The sequence below is a fragment of the Bradyrhizobium sp. 14AA genome (assembly GCF_054185205.1).
This window is the reverse complement of record NZ_JAVAYM010000025.1, coordinates 79,941-96,452: the sequence shown is the minus strand read 5'-3', so window position 1 is coordinate 96,452 and position 16,512 is coordinate 79,941. Positions and strand designations below refer to the sequence as shown.

Below are 16,512 nucleotides of genomic sequence, written 5' to 3'. Positions count from 1 at the left end.
GGCCGCCGGATCCTCAGACGTCGAAGAACACCGTCTCCTCCGGACCCTGCAAATTGATCGTGAAGGAATACACGATCTTTCCGGCGCGCTCAGTGCGCTTTGCGATCAGCGTTGAACGCCGGGCCGGTTGTTCGATGAGATTGAGCACGGGGTCGGCGGCGTTGGCGGCCTCTTCGTCCGAGAAATAGAGCCGCGTGTTCAATCCGATGTTGATGCCGCGTGCGACGATCCAGACATTGATATGCGGCGCACATTTGCGCCCCGACTTGTCGAGGATCGCGCCCGGCTTGATGGTCTCGAAGGTCACGAGGCCGCTCTCGAAGTCGGAGCCGGCACGCCCCCAACCACGAAACTCCTCCTCCAGCGCGCCGGCCGAGCGGTCGGCCGGATGGTTGTAGCGGCCGGCCGCATTGGCCTGCCAGATCTCGAGCAACACGTCGCGCAGCGGCGTGCCGGTGCCGTCGAGCACCCTGCCCTCCAGCGTGATGCGTTCGCCACTGGTGTTCGGCGTCACCAGGACATTGGAAAAATTCTTCTCGAAGATGTCGAAGCCGGCCATCGCGGGGATCAGGCCGATATGGACGTAGGGACCGGCGGTCTGCGAAGCGGTTTCCTTGAGATAGTTGAGCGGCTGCGGCATGGACTCAGTTCCCCGCGGTGCGGTTTTCAAAATAGGTGGAGCGCTGGCCGCGCAGGACGATGTCGAAGCGGTAGGCGAGCGAGTCGAACGGCGTCGAGGCGTTGAGGTCGAGCGGCGCGACGAGGCGGTCGAGCGCATCCTTGTCCGGGATCGTCGTCAGGATCGGGCAGACCGGAATCAGGGGATCGCCCTCGAAATACATCTGCGTGATCAGCCGTTGCGCAAAGCCCGAGCCGAACACCGAGAAGTGGATGTGGGCGGGGCGCCAGCTGTTGACGTAGTTGCGCCAGGGATAGGGCCCCGGCTTCACGGTGCGGAAATAATAGTAGCCGGTGTCGTCGGTCAGCGCGCGGCCGCAGCCGCCGAAGTTCGGATCGACCGGCGCCAGATACGTATCCTTCTTGTGCCGGTAGCGGCCGCCGGCATTGGCCTGCCAGAACTCGACCAGGGTGTTCGGCACGCCGCGACCGGTCTCGTCCAGCACCCGGCCGTGGACGATGATGCGCTCACCGACGGGATCGCCGTCCTTGGCGTAGTTGCGGATCAGGTCGTTGTCGAGCGGGCCAAGATCGTTGTGGCCGAACACCGGTCCCGTGATCTCCGAGACCGAATTCTCCAGCGACAGCAGCGACTGGCGCGGCGAGCGCAGCACCGAGGATTTGTAGCCCGGCGCATGCGCCGGCGGATGGATGGAACGGTCGCGCTGGAAGAAGCCGCCATCGCCGAGCGGCGGCGTAAAGGGCTCGGGGCGATTGAGGCGGGGATCCCGCAAGGCTGGCGCCTGGGCATTCATCGGCGTTGTCTCTCCCTTGGCGCCCGGTCCGGGGGCGCGGCTTATCGGGAGATCATGGGCCGGTCTATTCCACAGATAAATAGATCGATTATAATATATTGCATGAAAGAAATCGATCATTTGGCCCTCGACGGCCACGCCCTCGAACTGTTCCTCGCCGTGCTGGAGGAAGGCTCGGTCACGGCGGCCGCCACGCGGCTCGGCCTGACGCAATCCGCGGTCAGCCACGCCCTGAACAAGCTGCGGCGGATCGCGGGCGACCCGCTGTTCGCCAAATCCGGCCGCGGCATCGTCGCCACCGCGCATGCGCAAGCGTTAGCCGCGAAGGCGCGCGCGCTGATCGACGAGATGCGGAGCTTTGCCGGCGGTGTCAGCTTCGAGCCGGCACGAGCGCAGCTTTCGCTGACGGTCGCCGCCAATGACTTCCAGCGCGACCTGTTGCTGCCGCGGTTCTTCGACCATGTCGCCGGCCAGGTGAAGAGCCTGAACCTGCGCGTCATCCCCTCGCAGTCACCCTCACCCGCGATGCTGCGCGAAAACCGCTGCGATCTCCTGATCACGCCGCTGCCGCCCTCCGGCATCGACATCGTGCAGAAGCGGCTGCTCCAGGACTTTTACGTCTGCTACTACGACGCCAAGACACGCACTGCTCCAGCCAGCCGCGGTGCCTATCTCGCGGCGCGCCACATCACGGTGGTCTACACCGATAATGAGCGGCTCGATTTCGACCGCCGGCTCGCCGCCAACGGATTCCACCGCGACATCGCGATCTCCGTGCCGAGCTTTTCCGGCGTGCCGTCCTTCCTGCGCGGCTCGCAAATGCTGGCGAGCATGCCGAGCCTGCTGGCGGACGGCGTCATGCGCGGCTTCGCGCAGATACGGATTCCGCTGGCATCCCGCACGCGGACACTGGCCGAGCTGCCGATGTTCATGGTCTGGCACCAGCGCTATCAGAAGGACCCGGCCCATCGCTGGGTCAGGAGCCAGCTCGAGACTGTCGCAGCGACGGCTGCGGGCGGCTGAGCCTCGGCCTCTCGGAAGCCTGCCCCACGCCAAACCCACTGGTTGCGCATGGGGAGCCACGCTAGAATTGCCCCATGACAGTGACCGATATTGCGAGCCGGACCTACAATCACAGCTGGCGGCTGGACCCGATCATCCGCAGCCTGCTGGATACCGACTTCTACAAGCTATTGATGTTACAGATGATTCGGGAAGATTACCCGAATCAGCAGGTGACCTTCTCGGTCATCAACCGCTCGCGCCATGTGCGGCTCGCCGAGATCATCGACGAGGGCGAGCTGCGCGCCCAGCTCGACCACGCCCGCACCATCCGCTTCACCAAGAAAGAGCTGATCTGGCTCGCCGGTAACACCTTCTACGGCAAGACCCACATGTTCTCGGCGGACTTCATCCGCTGGCTGGCCGAATTCCGCCTTCCCGAATACGAGCTGCGCAAGGTCGAAGGCCAGTACGAACTGCATTTCCACGGGCCGTGGGCCCACACCACGATGTGGGAGATTCCGGCGCTCGCGATCCTCAACGAGCTGCGCTCGCGCGCGGCGATCAAGGGCCGCGGCCGCTTCGAGCTCGACGTGCTCTATGCCCGCGCCAAGGCCAAGCTCTGGACCAAGGTCGAGCGGCTGCGCAAGCTGGAGAATTTGAGGCTCTCCGACTTCGGCACTCGCCGCCGTCACGGCTTCCTCTGGCAGCGCTGGTGCGTGGAGGCGGTGAAGGAAGGCCTGGGCTCGTCCTTCATCGGCACCTCCAACGTGCTGCTGGCGATGGACAACGATCTCGAAGCCATCGGTACCAATGCGCATGAGCTGCCGATGGTCGCGGCCGCGCTCGCCAAGGACGACGAGGAGTTGCGCTGGGCGCCCTATCGCATTCTCGACCAGTGGCGGCAGACCTATGGCGGCAACCTGCTGATCGCACTGCCCGACGCCTTCGGCACCAAGGCCTTCCTGCGCGATGCTCCGGAATGGGTCGCCGACTGGACCGGCTTCCGCCCCGACAGCGCGCCGCCGATCCAGGCCGGCGAGGAGATCGTCGCCTGGTGGGAGAAGAAGGGCCGCAATCCCAAGGACAAGCTGCTCGTCTTTTCCGACGCGATGGATGTCGGCTCGATCGAGGACACCTATCATCACTTTGCCGGCCGTGTGCGACTCTCCTTCGGCTGGGGCACCAACCTCACCAATGATTTCGTCGGCTGCACGCCGGACGGCTCGTTCAATCTCGATCCGATCTCGCTGGTCTGCAAGGTGTCGTCGGTCGACGGCCGTCCCGCCGTCAAGCTCTCCGACAATCCGGAGAAGGCGACCGGCATGCCCTCGGAGATCGAGCGGTACCTGCGCGTGTTCGGCGACGCCGGCCGCGTGCGCAAGCCGGTGCTGGTCTAGCAATTCTCTCAATCGAGTAAACCGCACACGACGAATGCGCGGCATTGGTTCGCCGACACCGCGCCAGTTCCGCTTTCTCGGTATTTGAAGCGATCTGCGGCCATCCGCTTCACGACGCCTTCACCCTGCGCCGCGGTCCCGCACTGTTTTCAGCCCAGGTTAAGCAACCATCTCCTCTACTTGGCGTTGCAGGCGCAGCGCTCCGCTGGGGTCGTTGCGCGATTTGGGGAACGCACGGTGTTTCGCAGAACAGCGACGTCAATGAAGGGACACAGCTTCCTTCACGTCATCAAGCTCGTCTCGCCTTTCGTGATGGTCGTCGTGCTCCAGGCGACGATCGCGGGATTCAGTCTCGAGGTCATGTCGTCGGTTCGCGCCTATGTCGCGGGCGAAGCGATGTGGTCACGCTCGCAGAAAAACGCCGTCTATTTCCTCAATCGCTATCTGCATTCGGGCGATGCCAGCCAGTTCGCGCAATATCAGGCCGCGCTCGCCGTTCCCATCGGCGACGAGTTCGCGCGGTGGGCGCTAGAGCGCGATCCGGTCGACGTCGAGGCCGCCCGCATCGGCTTCCTGCAAGGCGGCAATCATCCCGATGACGTTCCGGGATTGATCTGGCTGTTTCGCTATTTCAACGGCGTCAGCTTCCTTCAGGAAGCGATCCGCGAGTGGACCGCCACCGATCCCATGCTGCTGGAGCTGAGCGTCTTCGGCGAGGTCATCCGGTCCGAGCTGGCGAACGGTCCCGTTAGCGACAGCGGCCGTCTGAAATTCCTGTCGTCGCGGCTCTCGGAACTCAACACCGAGTTCACGGTGCGCGCCAACCGGTTCTCCACGGTCCTCGGCGAAGGCTCCCGCGCCATCAAGGTGACGCTGACCTGCATCAACATCGTTACCGCCGTGACGCTGATCCTGCTCCTGATCTGGCACACAAGGCGATTGGTGCTGCAACGACAGGCGTTCGAGGATGCCTTGCATGCCGAGAAAGAACGCCTGGCCTGGCAGGCATCGCACGACTGGCTGACCAGCCTGTCCAACCGCCGGGCCTTCGAGGCGCGCCTGCAAAGCGAGCTGGACAATACCGCGGCGGGTCCGCTGGGCCTGATCCTGCTCGACCTCGACCAGTTCAAGAGCGTCAACGACAGCTGCGGTCATCTCGCCGGTGATCGCCTGCTCTGCCAGGTCTCCCGCCTCCTGCAACAGGACCGGCGGCCGCATGATCTGGTGGCCCGGCTCGGCGGCGATGAATTCGGCCTGATCCTGCCGCAATGCTCGCCCTCGAACGCCGTCGATATCGCCGAACGGCTGCGGCGGTCACTGGAGCTGTTCAGTTTTGCCTGGGACGATCGCTGCTTTGCGGTGACCGCCAGCATCGGCGTCACCTGCATCGCGAACAGCAACACCACGCTCGAGGAGGCGATGCGGCGTGCGGACGCCGCCTGCTATCGCGCCAAGGAAAAGGGACGCAACCGGGTCCAGGTCGAGAGCGCGAGACCTGATGTCGTCGTCGTGGCTACCCGGCCTCGCGAGGCTGCGCGCGCCTGACGCTGTTGCTCCGTCACCGCGAAGGCGCAATCCCAAGACCGGCAAGATGCGCATCGAGGAACTGTTCAACCTGCTGACGCAGCATCTGGGGCGGCACGGCGATCATGCGCTCCTCGAGGCCGAGCGAGATGATGCCATGCACCGCGGAGAACAGGGTGCGCGACAGCAGCGCGATCTTCACGTCGTCCAAATCCGGTAGCACCCGCACCAGCGGTGGGTGCATCAGCGCGAAGGCGTCCATCACCATCTGAAGGATGTCGTCCGGGTAGGGACGATCGTCCTCCATCCGATGCTCGAACAGCGAGCGCAGCAGATTGGCGTGCTCCGCAAAGAAATCGAGATAGGTCTCGGCAAGTCCATAGAGCTGGCGAAGGGGATCGTCCGCCGGAACCCCGCGCAGCCGCGCCGTGAGTGCCTGCACCGTCTCCCGGTTGACGGTCAGGATCACCCCGTCGAAATCGCCGAACTCGTTATAGACGCTGCCGACCGAGCAGCCGGCAGCTTCGGCAACGTCCCGAACCTTAAGTGATCTCAACCCCTTAGCCGCAATGATACGGCGGGCGATCTCCAGGATCTCGAGCCTCCGGCGAAACTTTTTTCGGTCCCGCAGCGATTCTTCTTGAACATTGTTCATTTTCAAGCTACTCATGTGAACATTGTTCAAATTAACCCGGAGACAACCAAAATGCAAACCCTCGCTGTTGATATCGCCTCCACCTTCGTCGATGACGCCGCGGCTCTCGTGACCGGATTTGGCCGGACCCTGCTGCGGTTCGCCATGGCCCCGATCGATCGCATCGCAAATGCCTGCGACATTGCCGGCGTGCTGACCGAGCGCCGCGCGACCTTCCGGATGTGGCGTGCGAGCCGTGCCCGTGCTCGTCACGAGGGCCGCCGGTTCAGCCTGCTCGGCCGCTTCTCGCCCTTTCGCCGCCTCTCCCATCTCACCTGAGGGGGCACAGCCGGCGCGTTCGGTCGGCTCGAATGCAAGACCCGGTTGCAAGGAAGGGCTTACCATGTCCCGACATTCGCAGCCGATGACGCGGTCCTTGGTGATGCCGTTCAGCTTTTGCTTATCGCCCCGCGCGCTATCCCGGTAAGCGCGGCGGCTCCGCCCGGGCCGCTGCGACCAGATATTTGCGAACCTAACCAGAGCACTTGGAGACCAACAGGATCGGAGGGACCGAGGGGACAAGAGCAGGCCGGCGACCGTCGTCACCCTGCAATCGTTCGTCCCACGCCCTTCCGGTCGTGACGCTTCACCGACAACGCAACAACTTCAGGCTGCCTTTTCAAAACAGGACTCGTCATGATCAGGGATTTGATGTCGTCACGCCGCTTTGCGCCGCTGTTCTGGGCGCAATTCTTCTCGGCGCTCAACGACAACGTGCTCAAGAACGCACTCGTCATCATCCTGCTTTACAGCGCCGCGACCGGCCACGGTGACGCGCTGGTGACGACGGCAGGCGCCGTCTTCATCTTCCCCTATTTCATCCTGTCCGGGCTCGGCGGCCAGCTCGCCGACAAATACGTCAAATCCGTCGTCGCACGGCGGCTCAAATTCGCCGAGATTTTTGCTGCCGGCTTTGCCGCCGCCGGCTTCTTCCTGCACTCGGTGCCGCTGCTGTTCGCAGCGCTTGCGCTGTTCGGCACCATCGCCGCCCTGTTCGGCCCGGTGAAATACGCCATGCTGCCGGACCAGCTCGAGCTCGGAGAGCTTGCGACCGGCAACGCGCTGGTCGAAGGCGCGACCTTCATGGCCATCCTGCTCGGCACCGTCGCCGGCGGCCAGTTCGTCGCCGGCTCGGCGCATATGGGCTGGGTCGCATCGGCCGTGGTCGTGCTCGCCCTGTTGTCCTGGGCCTTTGCCTCCCGCATTCCGCAGACCACGCCGTCCGCGCCCGATCTGCCCGTCAACGCCAATCCCTGGACCTCGACGCTCGGCCTGTTGAAGACGCTGCACGCCGACCACCGGCTGTGGGACGGCACCGTGATCGTCTCCTGGTTCTGGCTGGTCGGCGCGATCGTGCTGTCGCTGCTGCCGGCGCTGGTCAAGGATGTCGTCGGTGGCACCGAGGGCGTGGTGACGCTGTGCCTGGCGATCTTCGCGATCGGCATTGCCATCGGCTCGCTGTTCGCAGCCAGCCTGAGCCATGTTCGCCCGAACCTCGCGCTGGTGCCGATCGGTGCCATCATCATGGGATTTGCCGGCCTCGATCTCGCCTGGGCCATCGGCGTGACCACCAAGGGTCAGGGCATCACCGCGGCCGACTTCGCGACCTCGTTCGCCGGTCTGCGCATGCTGGTCGACTTCGTGGCCTTCGCATTCGGTGGCGGCTTGTTCGTCGTTCCCTCCTTCGCCGCCGTCCAGGCCTGGTCGGCACCGTCCGAGCGCGCCCGCATCATCGCCGCGGGTAACGTGCTGCAGGCCGCCTTCATGGTGGTCGGCTCGCTGTTCGTCGCGCTGTTGCAGGCAGCGGGCCTTCATGTCGGCTGGATCTTCTTCGGGATCGGCGTCGCCAGCTTCGGTGCGGTCTGGTTCGTGCTCACGAAGTGGGGCAAGGAAGGCGTGCGCGACTTCGGCGGGCTGCTGTTCCGCGCGCTGTTCCGCACCGAGATTCGCGGCCTCGAGAACCTGCCGCCTCCCGGCACGCGCATGCTGATCGCGCCGAACCACGTCAGCCTGATCGACGGCCCGCTGCTCCATGCCGTGCTGCCGATCGACGCGAGTTTCGCGGTGGATACCGGCATCGCCAAGGCCTGGTGGGCCAAGCCGTTCCTGCGCGTCGTCAAGCACTACACCATGGACCCGACCAAGCCGCTGGCCGCGCGCGACCTGATCAAGCTCGTCGCCGCGGGCGAACCGGTCGTGATCTTTCCGGAAGGACGGATCACCGTCTCCGGCTCGCTGATGAAGGTCTATGACGGCACCGCGATGATCGCGGACAAGGCCGACGCCGTGGTCGTGCCAGTCCGCATCGAAGGCGCACAGCGCTCGCATCTCAGCTACCTCAACAGCAGCCAGATCAAGCGCTCGTGGTTCCCGCGGGTGACGGTCACCATCCTGCCGCCGATCAAGCTTCCGGTCGATCCGGCACTGAAGGGCAAGGCACGCCGCAACGCCGCGGGCGCCGCGCTTCAGGACGTGATGATCGACGCCCTGGTCAAGAACGCCATGCTCGATCACTCGCTGTTCGAGGCGCTCGGACACGCCTATCGCGACCGCGACACCGGCAAGGTCATCATCGAGGACGCGCTCGGCACCAAGCTGACCTATCGCAAGCTGATCCTCGGCGCGCAGGTCCTGAGCCGGAAGCTGGAAAACGGCACCGCCGTCGGCGAAAATGTCGGCGTGTTGCTGCCGAATTCCGCGGGCGTCGCCGTCGTCTTCATGGCGCTGCAAAACATCGGCCGCGTGCCGGCGATGCTCAACTTCTCGGCCGGTCCGGTCAACGTGCTCGCCGCCATGAAGGCCGCGCAGGTCAAGACCGTACTGACCTCGAAGGCGTTCATCGAGAAGGGCAAACTCGACAAGCTGATGGCCGCGATCTCCGCAGAGGCCCGAATCGTCTATCTCGAAGACGTCCGTGCTTCGATCGGTACGGCCGACAAGATCAAGGGCCTGCTCGCAGGCACGGCGCCGCGCGTTGTCCGCCAGGCCAGCGACCCGGCCGTCGTGCTGTTCACCTCGGGCTCGGAAGGCACGCCCAAGGGCGTGGTGCTGTCCCACCGCAACATCCTCGCCAACGCGGCGCAGGCTCTGGCGCGGGTCGACGCCAACGCCAACGACAAGGTGTTCAACGTGCTGCCCGTGTTCCACTCGTTCGGGCTGACCGGCGGGATGATGATGCCGATGCTCGCGGGCATTCCGATCTACATGTATCCCTCGCCGCTGCACTACCGGATCGTGCCCGAGCTGATCTACCAGACCGGCGCCACGATCCTGTTCGGCACCGACACGTTCCTGACCGGCTATGCGCGTTCGGCGCACGCCTACGACTTCCGCACCCTGCGGCTCGTGATCGCCGGCGCCGAAGCGGTCAAGGACCGGACACGGCAGGTGTTCATGGAGCGCTACGGCATCCGCATCCTCGAAGGCTATGGCGTCACCGAGACGGCGCCGGTGCTGGCGATGAACACGCCGATGGCCAACCGCCCCGGCACCGTCGGCCGCCTGTCGCCGCTGATGGAAAGCCGCCTCGATCCGGTCCCCGGTATCGAGGAAGGCGGTCGCCTCTCGGTGCGCGGACCGAACGTGATGCTCGGCTACCTCAGGGCCGAAAATCCCGGCGTGCTCGAACCGCTCGCCGAAGGCTGGCACGACACCGGCGACATCGTCGCGATCGACGCGGCCGGCTTCATCACGATCAAGGGACGCGCCAAGCGCTTTGCCAAGATCGCAGGCGAAATGGTCTCGCTGTCGGCGGTCGAGAGCATCGCGACGACGCTGTGGCCGCAAGCTGCATCGGTTGCCGTGTCGATCCCCGACCAGCGCAAGGGCGAGCGCATCGTGCTGCTGACGACGGAGAAGACCGCCGAGCGCAGCGCGATGCAGGGCCAGGCCAAGGCGATCGGCGCGTCCGAGCTGACCGTTCCTGCGGCGATCATGGTGGTCGACAAGGTGCCGCTGCTCGGCACCGGCAAGACCGACTACGTCACCGCAACCACGATGGCCCGCGAGCAGAACTCCTCGCCGGAGCGCGAGGTGGCGTAAGACAGATGCACGAGGCGCCTCAATCAGGCGACGCGCGATGCCCGGGAGTGGTTCTGCTTCATGGCATCGCGCGCACCTCGGCATCCCTGGGGAGGCTGGAACGGGCGCTCCGGGCGAGCGGCTTTGCGACGCTCAATCTCGACTATCCCAGCCGCAAGAAGCCGATCACGGCACTTGCAGACGACATTCACCCGGCGATCGCCGGTTTCGCCGAACGCGACGCGCCGCTGCATTTCGTCGCGCATTCGATGGGCGGCCTCGTCGCGCGCGCCTATATCGCAAAACACCGGCCAGCCCGGCTTGGCCGCGTCGTGATGCTGGGCACGCCGAACAGCGGCAGCGAGGTCGCCGATCTCCTGCGGGGATTTTTGCCCTATCGCAAATTCTACGGGCCAGCCGGGCTCGAGCTCACCACCACGCCAGCGCCAGCGCCCGCGCCGGATGCCCTGCCCGCCCTCGACTATCCGGTCGGCGTGATCGCCGGCAACCGCTTCATCGATCCCGTCGCCGGCCTCTTCGTTCTGCCGAAACCGAATGACGGGCGAGTCTCAGTGAAAAGCGCCGGGCTGACCGGCATGGTCGACCATATCGTCGTGAAGGCGTCCCATACCGGGCTTCCGCGTCACGCCGCCGCAATCGAGCAGACCATCGCGTTCCTGCGCGATGGGCGTTTCCGCACCGCACCGCTCACCTGAGCAAGAGATAGCGAACCGGGTTGTCATCGCACTGCCCCGCTCCACATTCGAGCACGGTGGACAGGAGATTTGCGGCAACCAGCAACGCAAAGATCGCGAAGACCGCGTTCGATGCCGCTCCGTTCAGGGGCATGTCCCCACCTCGCTTGCCGGTCACGTCTTTCAGCACGAAGACGAGCGCGACATAGCATATGACGATGACCGCCGCGATCAGCGCCCAGGTGTAGAAATGCAAGCCCAACAGCGCCGAGCCGTATCCGGGATCGCCCGGCGCGAGATGTAGCGACACCTGCCGCATCGAGATGAAGCCGGTGACGAGGCTCGCCACGAGGATCATTGCGTAGTGGGATGGACGTTCACCGAGGCGCGCGTTGAACAGGAAACCCATGCCGATCGCGATGAAACCGGCGCGTTGCAGCAGGCAAAGCGGACAGGGCAACTCGCCAAGCGCAAGCTGATAGGTGAATGCGACGGTCAGGATCAGCGAGATCCCGAGCAACCCGAGCATGTTCAGGATCGCGCCGACCGGTTGTTGCTCGCTCGTCTCTACAGGGTTCATCTCGACACCGTCAGAACGAGAATTTCAGCGGGTCGGTCGCGTGGTGAAAGAACCACGCCACAGTGACGAGGACCGTTACGCTCCAGAGCGCATAGCTCAGCCCCGCGCGCGAACGCCAGACGCAGGCGCAGCCTCCGAGCGCCAGCAGGAAGGGCAGGAACATGTACATGCGCGCGGACTCCCAAGGCGATTCGCGCGTTGCGCGAACGGAACCAAGAGATACGTCAGCCCTGCATGCCCCTCAAGAGCCGGCTTCGCCGCGACGCTCCTGCGCGTAACGCACCAGCGCCGCGAAGCGGTAGATGCCGTGCACGAACTTCCCGTAGGGCATGGTGATGAACAGCGCGAACACGGCGCCGAGATGCAGCGCGAGCAGCGGCCCCATCGCCGAAGTCTCGCGCAGGATAAGAAGCAGCATGCCGGTGAGCCCGGTCAGGAACAGCATGGCGATGAAGCCGACGTCCATGCCGTAGCGGCTCTCGTCGAGCAACGCTGGATCGCGCCGCATCTTGGCCGTGAACAGGCCGACCGGGCCAAAGACCAGGCCGATGCCGCCGAGCGTGCCCAGCACCACGGGCAGATCCCACCACGGATACGGCGCCTCGCGACCGAGAAGATAGTGGTAGAGCGTCGCGACTGAAGTCGCGGCGAAGCACAGCAGGAAGCCGTAGAAGGTCAGATGGTGATACAGCTTGCGCCGGTCGGTCGGCTTGTCGTCCTCGTTGTAGCAGCCGACGCCGCCACCATGGAGATAGCGCAGTTCGCCGGCGTCGCGGATCGCCTGGAAGATGGAGCCCCCATCGGCGCGGCCGCCGATCGGCGAGCCGATGTCGCGCCAGAACGCGCGCACGCTCATGACGAGCGCCAGGATCGCAAAGAGGAACGCAGCACTGAACAGCGCAGCCATCGCGTTATGCGGCATCAGCTTGTAGAACGAGCCGGGACCGCTGTGCACGCCGAACAGCACGCTGCGGTCGTTCAAGGCGGCAAAGCCGAGAATGAAGGCCGCCATGCTGAGCGCAGCGATGATGCTGATGACGAGGCCGTTGCGCGCGAAGGCGCCGGACAGCGCGCCCGGCCAGGCATAGGCCGCATAGGACTCGGCCCTCGCGACCGCGAGCGTCTGCGGGACATTGACGTTGAATTCGTGCGGCGGCGAGAACTGGCAGTCGACGTAACAGGCGCCGCAGGAATGGCAGAGATTGGCGAGATAGTTGAGGTCGCCGTCTGAGAAGGCGCGGCGCATTTCCATCGCCGGAAACACAGCGCACAGACCCTCGCAGTAGCGGCAGGAATTGCAGACCGTCATGAGACGGTCGGCTTCGTCCAGAATTCTGGTTCCGTGCATGGCTTTACTTCGTCAGGCCCTTTGCCTCGAGCCATTTCTGAATCAGGTCCGCGACCTCGAGGTTGTTCTTGTCCATCATCACCAGATGCGAATTGCCCTTGATGCCGGCCTGCGGGAGGTCGACGATGTCGACGCTGCCCCCGGCCGCCTTGATGGCATCCGCAAAGGCGATCCCGTTGGCGCGGATCTTGGGCCAGCGCGAATCGCGCTCGATATAGTCGCCATAGATGATCAGGGTCGGAATGTTCTTCAGCACATCCACCTTGGCGGGATCGCCGATGCCGGCCGGCTCGATCGCAATCAGCGCCTTCACCTTGTCGGGCCGGGCTTGCGCGACCTTGAAGCCGAAGCTGCCGGCCTGGCTGTGGAACAGGATCACCGAGGGGCCGACGCGATCGAGCTCGGCGATATAGGCGGCGATGGTCGCATCGTCGGTCGTGGTCCAGCGCGGGACGTTCTGCTTGACGAAGTTCTCGTAGCCCTCGACGGGAAACTGATTGCCCGGCAACAGCTTTCGCTTGGCGGGATCGGGGTCGTAGGAGTTCGGCCCATCGCCGATGCGGAAACGCTCGAACGGATTGGCGATGGTGAGGAAGACCGGCTCGCCCTTGAAGATGTCAGGATATTGCGCCCAGCCTGCGCGTCCGCGCTCCACTGCGTCGGAATTATAGACCGCCCACCCCTTGCGCAGGAAATAGTTCAACCAGCCTTCGCGTCCGTCGGGCGTGGTCTCGTAGGTGACGCCGGTCAATCCGCCGCCGTGCCACATCAGCAGCGGATAGGCGCCCGTCTCGTTGGCCGGCAGGAAGTACTGCACGTACATCTGCTCGACCTGATAGGTGCCGTTGGGGTCGACCTTGGCCGGCACGCCGCCGGGCGTGAACACGACCTCCTTCACCGGTTTGCCGGAGATCTCGACCAGACGCCCACCGACATGGAACGAGCCCATGTCGCGCAGGCTGATCGGCTCGGCGGCGCGGGCGTGGCCGGCGATCAGGAGCGCTGCGATCGAAGCAATGACAATGCGCGACATGGTTCCTCCCAGAGTCTTTTCTTTAGTTCTTCGCATGGCGTGCTGCTTCCCGTCCCGCGATCCGTCCGAACACGCTGCCGATGGTCATGCCCATGCCGGCTGCATAGCCCTTGCCGAGCACGTTGCCGGCCATGATCTCGCCGGCCGCGAACATATTGCCCGACGGCTTGCCGTCCGCCATCAGCATCCGCGCCTCCTTGTTCACGCGCGTGCCGAGATAGGTGAAGGTGATGCCGGGCCGCACCGGATAAGCGAGATAGGGCGGCGTCTCGATTTTGCGCGCCCAGTGCGTCTTGGGGGGCGTTATGCCCTCGGTCACGCAGTCATCCAGAATGGTGTGGTCGAAGCTCCCGGGCCGCACCGCGGCGTTGAATTCAGTGATGGTCTTCTCCAGCGCAGCCGGATCGAGCTCCAGCTTACCGGCGAGCTCGGCGACGCTCTGCCCGGCGATCGGTGGAAACAGTGTCGGCATGAAGCTCGTCACCACGGTGGAATCGAAGATGATGTAGGCGATCTGGTCGGGCTGCGCCGCGACCAGCCGGCCCCAGATCGCGTAGCGCTTCGGCCAGATGTCCTCGCCCTCGTCATAGAAGCGCTGGGCGTGCTTGTTGACGACGATGCCGAACACGACGGAGTCGTGGCGCGTGATGATGCCGCCGTCGAATTTCGGCGCGCGGGCATCGATCGCGACCGCATGGCACTGCGTGGGATCACCGACTTCCTGCACGCCCTTGCCGAGCAGCATCTTCAGGATCGAGCCACGGTTATAGGGCGTGCCGCGGATCAGGAAATTGTCGGCGGCCTCGCCCCAATATTGCTTGAGCCATTCGATGTTGGCCTCGAACCCGCCCGCCGCCGCGACCAGCGAGGTGGCACGGATCTCGGTCTCGCCCTTGATCGGCCGCTTGAGGCGGGCGGCGAGGAACATGCCGTCCTCGATCACGAGGTCGGTGACCTCGGCGTCGTACTCGACGTCCACGCCGAGCCGCTCAGCGGTGAGATAGAGCGCGTTCAGCATCGCCCGACCGCCGCCGAGGAAGAAAGAGTTGGTGCGGCCAAGGCTCAGCGTGCCACCGAGCGATGGCTGCCAGCGCACGCCCTGCTCCACGATCCAGTTCAGGATGTCCTTGGACTCGCGGATCATGTGGCGCGCGAGCACCTCGTCGGTCTGCCCGCCGGTGACGCGCAGCAGATCCTCCCAGAATTCGTCCTCGGTATAGGGACCCGTCAGGATTTCGGTCGCAGCGTCATGGGCGCAGCGCATGTTGCGGGTGTGGCGGGTGTTGCCGCCGCGATAGAATTTTGGGGCGCCTTCAAGCACCAGCACCGAAGCGCCGCCGCGCCGGGCGGCGATCGCCGCGCACAGCGCCGCGTTGCCGCCGCCGATCACCAGCACGTCGTATTTGCTGCTCATGCCGTCTGCCCGATGCGACGAAATTGGAGACATTCTGGCCCGCTGGCTGCGCGGGTCACCGCGACAGCCATTGCGCACGTTTGTATACAAAGATATACAATAACGGCGCAAGCGGCATCTCTGCATGGGCATGATGCGCCTTGCTCCGAGGGAACATGGCCAGACGCCCGGCAAAGGCAGGCGGATCGATCGCGCGCGGCTCAGGCGTGGCGCTGGGCGAAGCCGTGTTCCGCTCGCTCTGCGAGGCGCTTCAGGCCGGCAGTTATCGCGCCGGCGACCGCCTGCGCGAGGAGGAGGTTGCGCAGCGGCTCAAGGTCAGCCGCACACCGGTCCGGGAAGCTCTGGGCCGGCTGGCAGCACGCGGCTTCGTCGAGCCCGCGGGCGGCCGAGGACTGATCGTGCGCAACCTCGACATCTCGGAGGTGCTCGAGCTCTACGCCATGCGCGAGATCATGGAAGGCGCCGCCGCGCGCCTCGCCGCCGGGCACGCCTCACCGCCCGAGATCGACGCGCTCCGCGACATCGAGCAGGCATTTGTCGAGGCCTCCGCGACCGACGCCGCCGAGATGGCAGGAGAATTGGCAAGGCTCAACCGCGCCTTCCACGAGGCCATCTGCCGCGCCGCGCGTAACCGCTATCTCGACAATGCGTCAGGCGAATTGCAGGACTGGATCGCCCTGCTTGGCCCGACCACTTTCACGGTGACGGGACGCCCCTCGACCAGCCATGGCGAGCATCAGGCCATCATCAAGGCCATCGCCGCGCGCGACGGCGACAAGGCCGAGCAGCTGGCGCGCGCGCACATCCGCGAGGCGCTGCGCTGCCGGCTGAAGCTGTTGCAGAAGCAGTAGCCGCGCGCGCTCAGGCGATCACATCCGCGGTGACCGCCTTCAACACATCCCTGACGTCACCGGGCTTCATCCGCACCTGCAAGCCGCGCTGGCCGCCATTGAGATAGACCAGATCATGCGCGAGCGCGCTCTGCTCGATCACGGTGCGCACGGACTTGCGTTGCCCGAACGGGCTGATGCCGCCAACCTTGTAGCCGGTGACGCGCTCGGCCTCCGGCGGCTTCATCATCTGCGCCGCCTTGCCGCCCACGGCTGCGGCGAGCTTCTTCATTGAGACTTCCTGATCGGACGGGACGATGACACAGACCGACTTGCCGTCAACCAGCGCCATCAGCGTCTTGAGGACGCGCGCCGGATCCTCGCCCAGCGCTGCCGCCGCCTGGAGCCCGATGCTCTCGGCGTCGGGATCGTAGTCGTAAGTGTGGACGGTGAAGGCGACACCGGCGGCGTCAAGCGCGCGGGTGGCTGGGGTGGCTTTGGACATGGGGCACGTTAGCACCGTCCTTGCGAGGAACGAA

General features: G+C 65.0%; 15 protein-coding genes. 6 read left to right on the top strand and 9 right to left on the bottom strand.

Translation table 11 applies throughout. The features are described from left to right. Positions 1-13 precede the first annotated feature (13 nt). Positions 14-640, bottom strand: a complete 627-nt coding sequence (pcaG, locus tag RAD15_RS34405; RefSeq protein WP_458183082.1) for a protocatechuate 3,4-dioxygenase subunit alpha — start codon at positions 638-640, stop codon at positions 14-16. 4 nt (positions 641-644) lie between these two features. Further along, entirely contained in the window at positions 645-1,433 is a 789-nt protein-coding gene (gene pcaH, locus RAD15_RS34400; protein WP_458183081.1) for a protocatechuate 3,4-dioxygenase subunit beta, read from the bottom strand. Positions 1,434-1,535: 102 nt separating this feature from the next. Between pcaH and RAD15_RS34395 the strand changes: the two genes are divergently transcribed. The 3 genes from RAD15_RS34395 to RAD15_RS34385 all read left to right on the top strand — a co-directional run bounded on the left by RAD15_RS34395 (position 1,536) and on the right by RAD15_RS34385 (position 5,380). Continuing rightward, positions 1,536-2,456: a LysR family transcriptional regulator gene (locus RAD15_RS34395; RefSeq protein WP_458183080.1), complete on the top strand. Its 921-nt coding sequence runs from the start codon at positions 1,536-1,538 to the stop codon at positions 2,454-2,456. Positions 2,457-2,530: 74 nt separating this feature from the next. Next, positions 2,531-3,835: a nicotinate phosphoribosyltransferase gene (gene pncB / locus RAD15_RS34390; RefSeq protein ID WP_458183078.1), complete on the top strand. Its 1,305-nt coding sequence runs from the start codon at positions 2,531-2,533 to the stop codon at positions 3,833-3,835. A 237-nt stretch (positions 3,836-4,072) separates the two neighbouring features. Beyond that, a complete protein-coding gene (locus RAD15_RS34385; RefSeq protein WP_458183076.1) occupies positions 4,073-5,380 on the top strand; it encodes a GGDEF domain-containing protein in 1,308 nt (435 codons plus the stop codon). A gap of 13 nt (positions 5,381-5,393) precedes the next feature. Here RAD15_RS34385 and RAD15_RS34380 read toward each other — a convergent pair whose 3' ends face one another. After that, on the bottom strand, positions 5,394-6,014 hold the full coding sequence (locus RAD15_RS34380; RefSeq protein ID WP_458183186.1) for a TetR/AcrR family transcriptional regulator: 621 nt from the start codon (positions 6,012-6,014) through the stop codon (positions 5,394-5,396). 675 nt (positions 6,015-6,689) lie between these two features. Between RAD15_RS34380 and RAD15_RS34375 the strand changes: the two genes are divergently transcribed. After that, positions 6,690-10,094, top strand: a complete 3,405-nt coding sequence (locus tag RAD15_RS34375; RefSeq protein WP_458183074.1) for an acyl-[ACP]--phospholipid O-acyltransferase — start codon at positions 6,690-6,692, stop codon at positions 10,092-10,094. Between the two features lie 5 nt (positions 10,095-10,099). Continuing rightward, entirely contained in the window at positions 10,100-10,789 is a 690-nt protein-coding gene (locus RAD15_RS34370) for an esterase/lipase family protein (RefSeq protein ID WP_458183072.1), read from the top strand. Here RAD15_RS34370 and RAD15_RS34365 read toward each other — a convergent pair. The 5 genes from RAD15_RS34365 to tcuA all read right to left on the bottom strand — a co-directional run bounded on the left by RAD15_RS34365 (position 10,782) and on the right by tcuA (position 15,143). Beyond that, the gene (locus RAD15_RS34365; protein WP_458183070.1) at positions 10,782-11,348 is read right to left on the bottom strand and encodes a disulfide bond formation protein B; all 567 of its coding nucleotides are present in this window, start codon (positions 11,346-11,348) and stop codon (positions 10,782-10,784) included. The genes RAD15_RS34370 and RAD15_RS34365 overlap by 8 nt on opposite strands. 10 nt (positions 11,349-11,358) lie before the next feature. Further along, on the bottom strand, positions 11,359-11,517 hold the full coding sequence (locus tag RAD15_RS34360) for a DUF5993 family protein (protein WP_458183068.1): 159 nt from the start codon (positions 11,515-11,517) through the stop codon (positions 11,359-11,361). Between the two features lie 72 nt (positions 11,518-11,589). Continuing rightward, complete coding sequence (gene tcuB / locus RAD15_RS34355) at positions 11,590-12,696, bottom strand: tricarballylate utilization 4Fe-4S protein TcuB (protein WP_458183066.1); 1,107 nt, start codon at positions 12,694-12,696, stop codon at positions 11,590-11,592. Positions 12,697-12,700: 4 nt separating this feature from the next. Beyond that, positions 12,701-13,729, bottom strand: a complete 1,029-nt coding sequence (locus RAD15_RS34350; protein WP_458183064.1) for an esterase — start codon at positions 13,727-13,729, stop codon at positions 12,701-12,703. A gap of 22 nt (positions 13,730-13,751) precedes the next feature. Continuing rightward, positions 13,752-15,143, bottom strand: a complete 1,392-nt coding sequence (tcuA, locus tag RAD15_RS34345) for an FAD-dependent tricarballylate dehydrogenase TcuA (protein WP_458183062.1) — start codon at positions 15,141-15,143, stop codon at positions 13,752-13,754. 155 nt (positions 15,144-15,298) lie between these two features. On the opposite strand from tcuA, the gene RAD15_RS34340 reads away from it, so the two are divergent. Next, entirely contained in the window at positions 15,299-15,994 is a 696-nt protein-coding gene (locus tag RAD15_RS34340; RefSeq protein WP_458183060.1) for a GntR family transcriptional regulator, read from the top strand. 10 nt (positions 15,995-16,004) lie between these two features. On the opposite strand, the gene ybaK is transcribed toward RAD15_RS34340, so the two are convergent. Then, a complete protein-coding gene (gene ybaK, locus RAD15_RS34335) occupies positions 16,005-16,478 on the bottom strand; it encodes a Cys-tRNA(Pro) deacylase (protein ID WP_458183058.1) in 474 nt (157 codons plus the stop codon). Between the last annotated feature and the right edge of the window lie 34 nt (positions 16,479-16,512).

Coding starts and splice junctions, on each gene's coding strand:
- RAD15_RS34370 (WP_458183072.1), top strand. CDS start 10,100: ATGCACGAGGCGCCTCAATCAGGCGACGCGCGATGCCCGGGAGTGGTT.
- tcuB (WP_458183066.1), bottom strand. CDS start 12,696: ATGCACGGAACCAGAATTCTGGACGAAGCCGACCGTCTCATGACGGTC.
- tcuA (WP_458183062.1), bottom strand. CDS start 15,143: ATGAGCAGCAAATACGACGTGCTGGTGATCGGCGGCGGCAACGCGGCG.
- RAD15_RS34380 (WP_458183186.1), bottom strand. CDS start 6,014: ATGAACAATGTTCAAGAAGAATCGCTGCGGGACCGAAAAAAGTTTCGC.
- ybaK (WP_458183058.1), bottom strand. CDS start 16,478: ATGTCCAAAGCCACCCCAGCCACCCGCGCGCTTGACGCCGCCGGTGTC.
- RAD15_RS34350 (WP_458183064.1), bottom strand. CDS start 13,729: ATGTCGCGCATTGTCATTGCTTCGATCGCAGCGCTCCTGATCGCCGGC.
- RAD15_RS34365 (WP_458183070.1), bottom strand. CDS start 11,348: ATGAACCCTGTAGAGACGAGCGAGCAACAACCGGTCGGCGCGATCCTG.
- RAD15_RS34360 (WP_458183068.1), bottom strand. CDS start 11,517: ATGTACATGTTCCTGCCCTTCCTGCTGGCGCTCGGAGGCTGCGCCTGC.
- RAD15_RS34395 (WP_458183080.1), top strand. CDS start 1,536: ATGAAAGAAATCGATCATTTGGCCCTCGACGGCCACGCCCTCGAACTG.
- pncB (WP_458183078.1), top strand. CDS start 2,531: ATGACAGTGACCGATATTGCGAGCCGGACCTACAATCACAGCTGGCGG.
- RAD15_RS34375 (WP_458183074.1), top strand. CDS start 6,690: ATGATCAGGGATTTGATGTCGTCACGCCGCTTTGCGCCGCTGTTCTGG.
- RAD15_RS34340 (WP_458183060.1), top strand. CDS start 15,299: ATGGCCAGACGCCCGGCAAAGGCAGGCGGATCGATCGCGCGCGGCTCA.
- pcaG (WP_458183082.1), bottom strand. CDS start 640: ATGCCGCAGCCGCTCAACTATCTCAAGGAAACCGCTTCGCAGACCGCC.
- pcaH (WP_458183081.1), bottom strand. CDS start 1,433: ATGAATGCCCAGGCGCCAGCCTTGCGGGATCCCCGCCTCAATCGCCCC.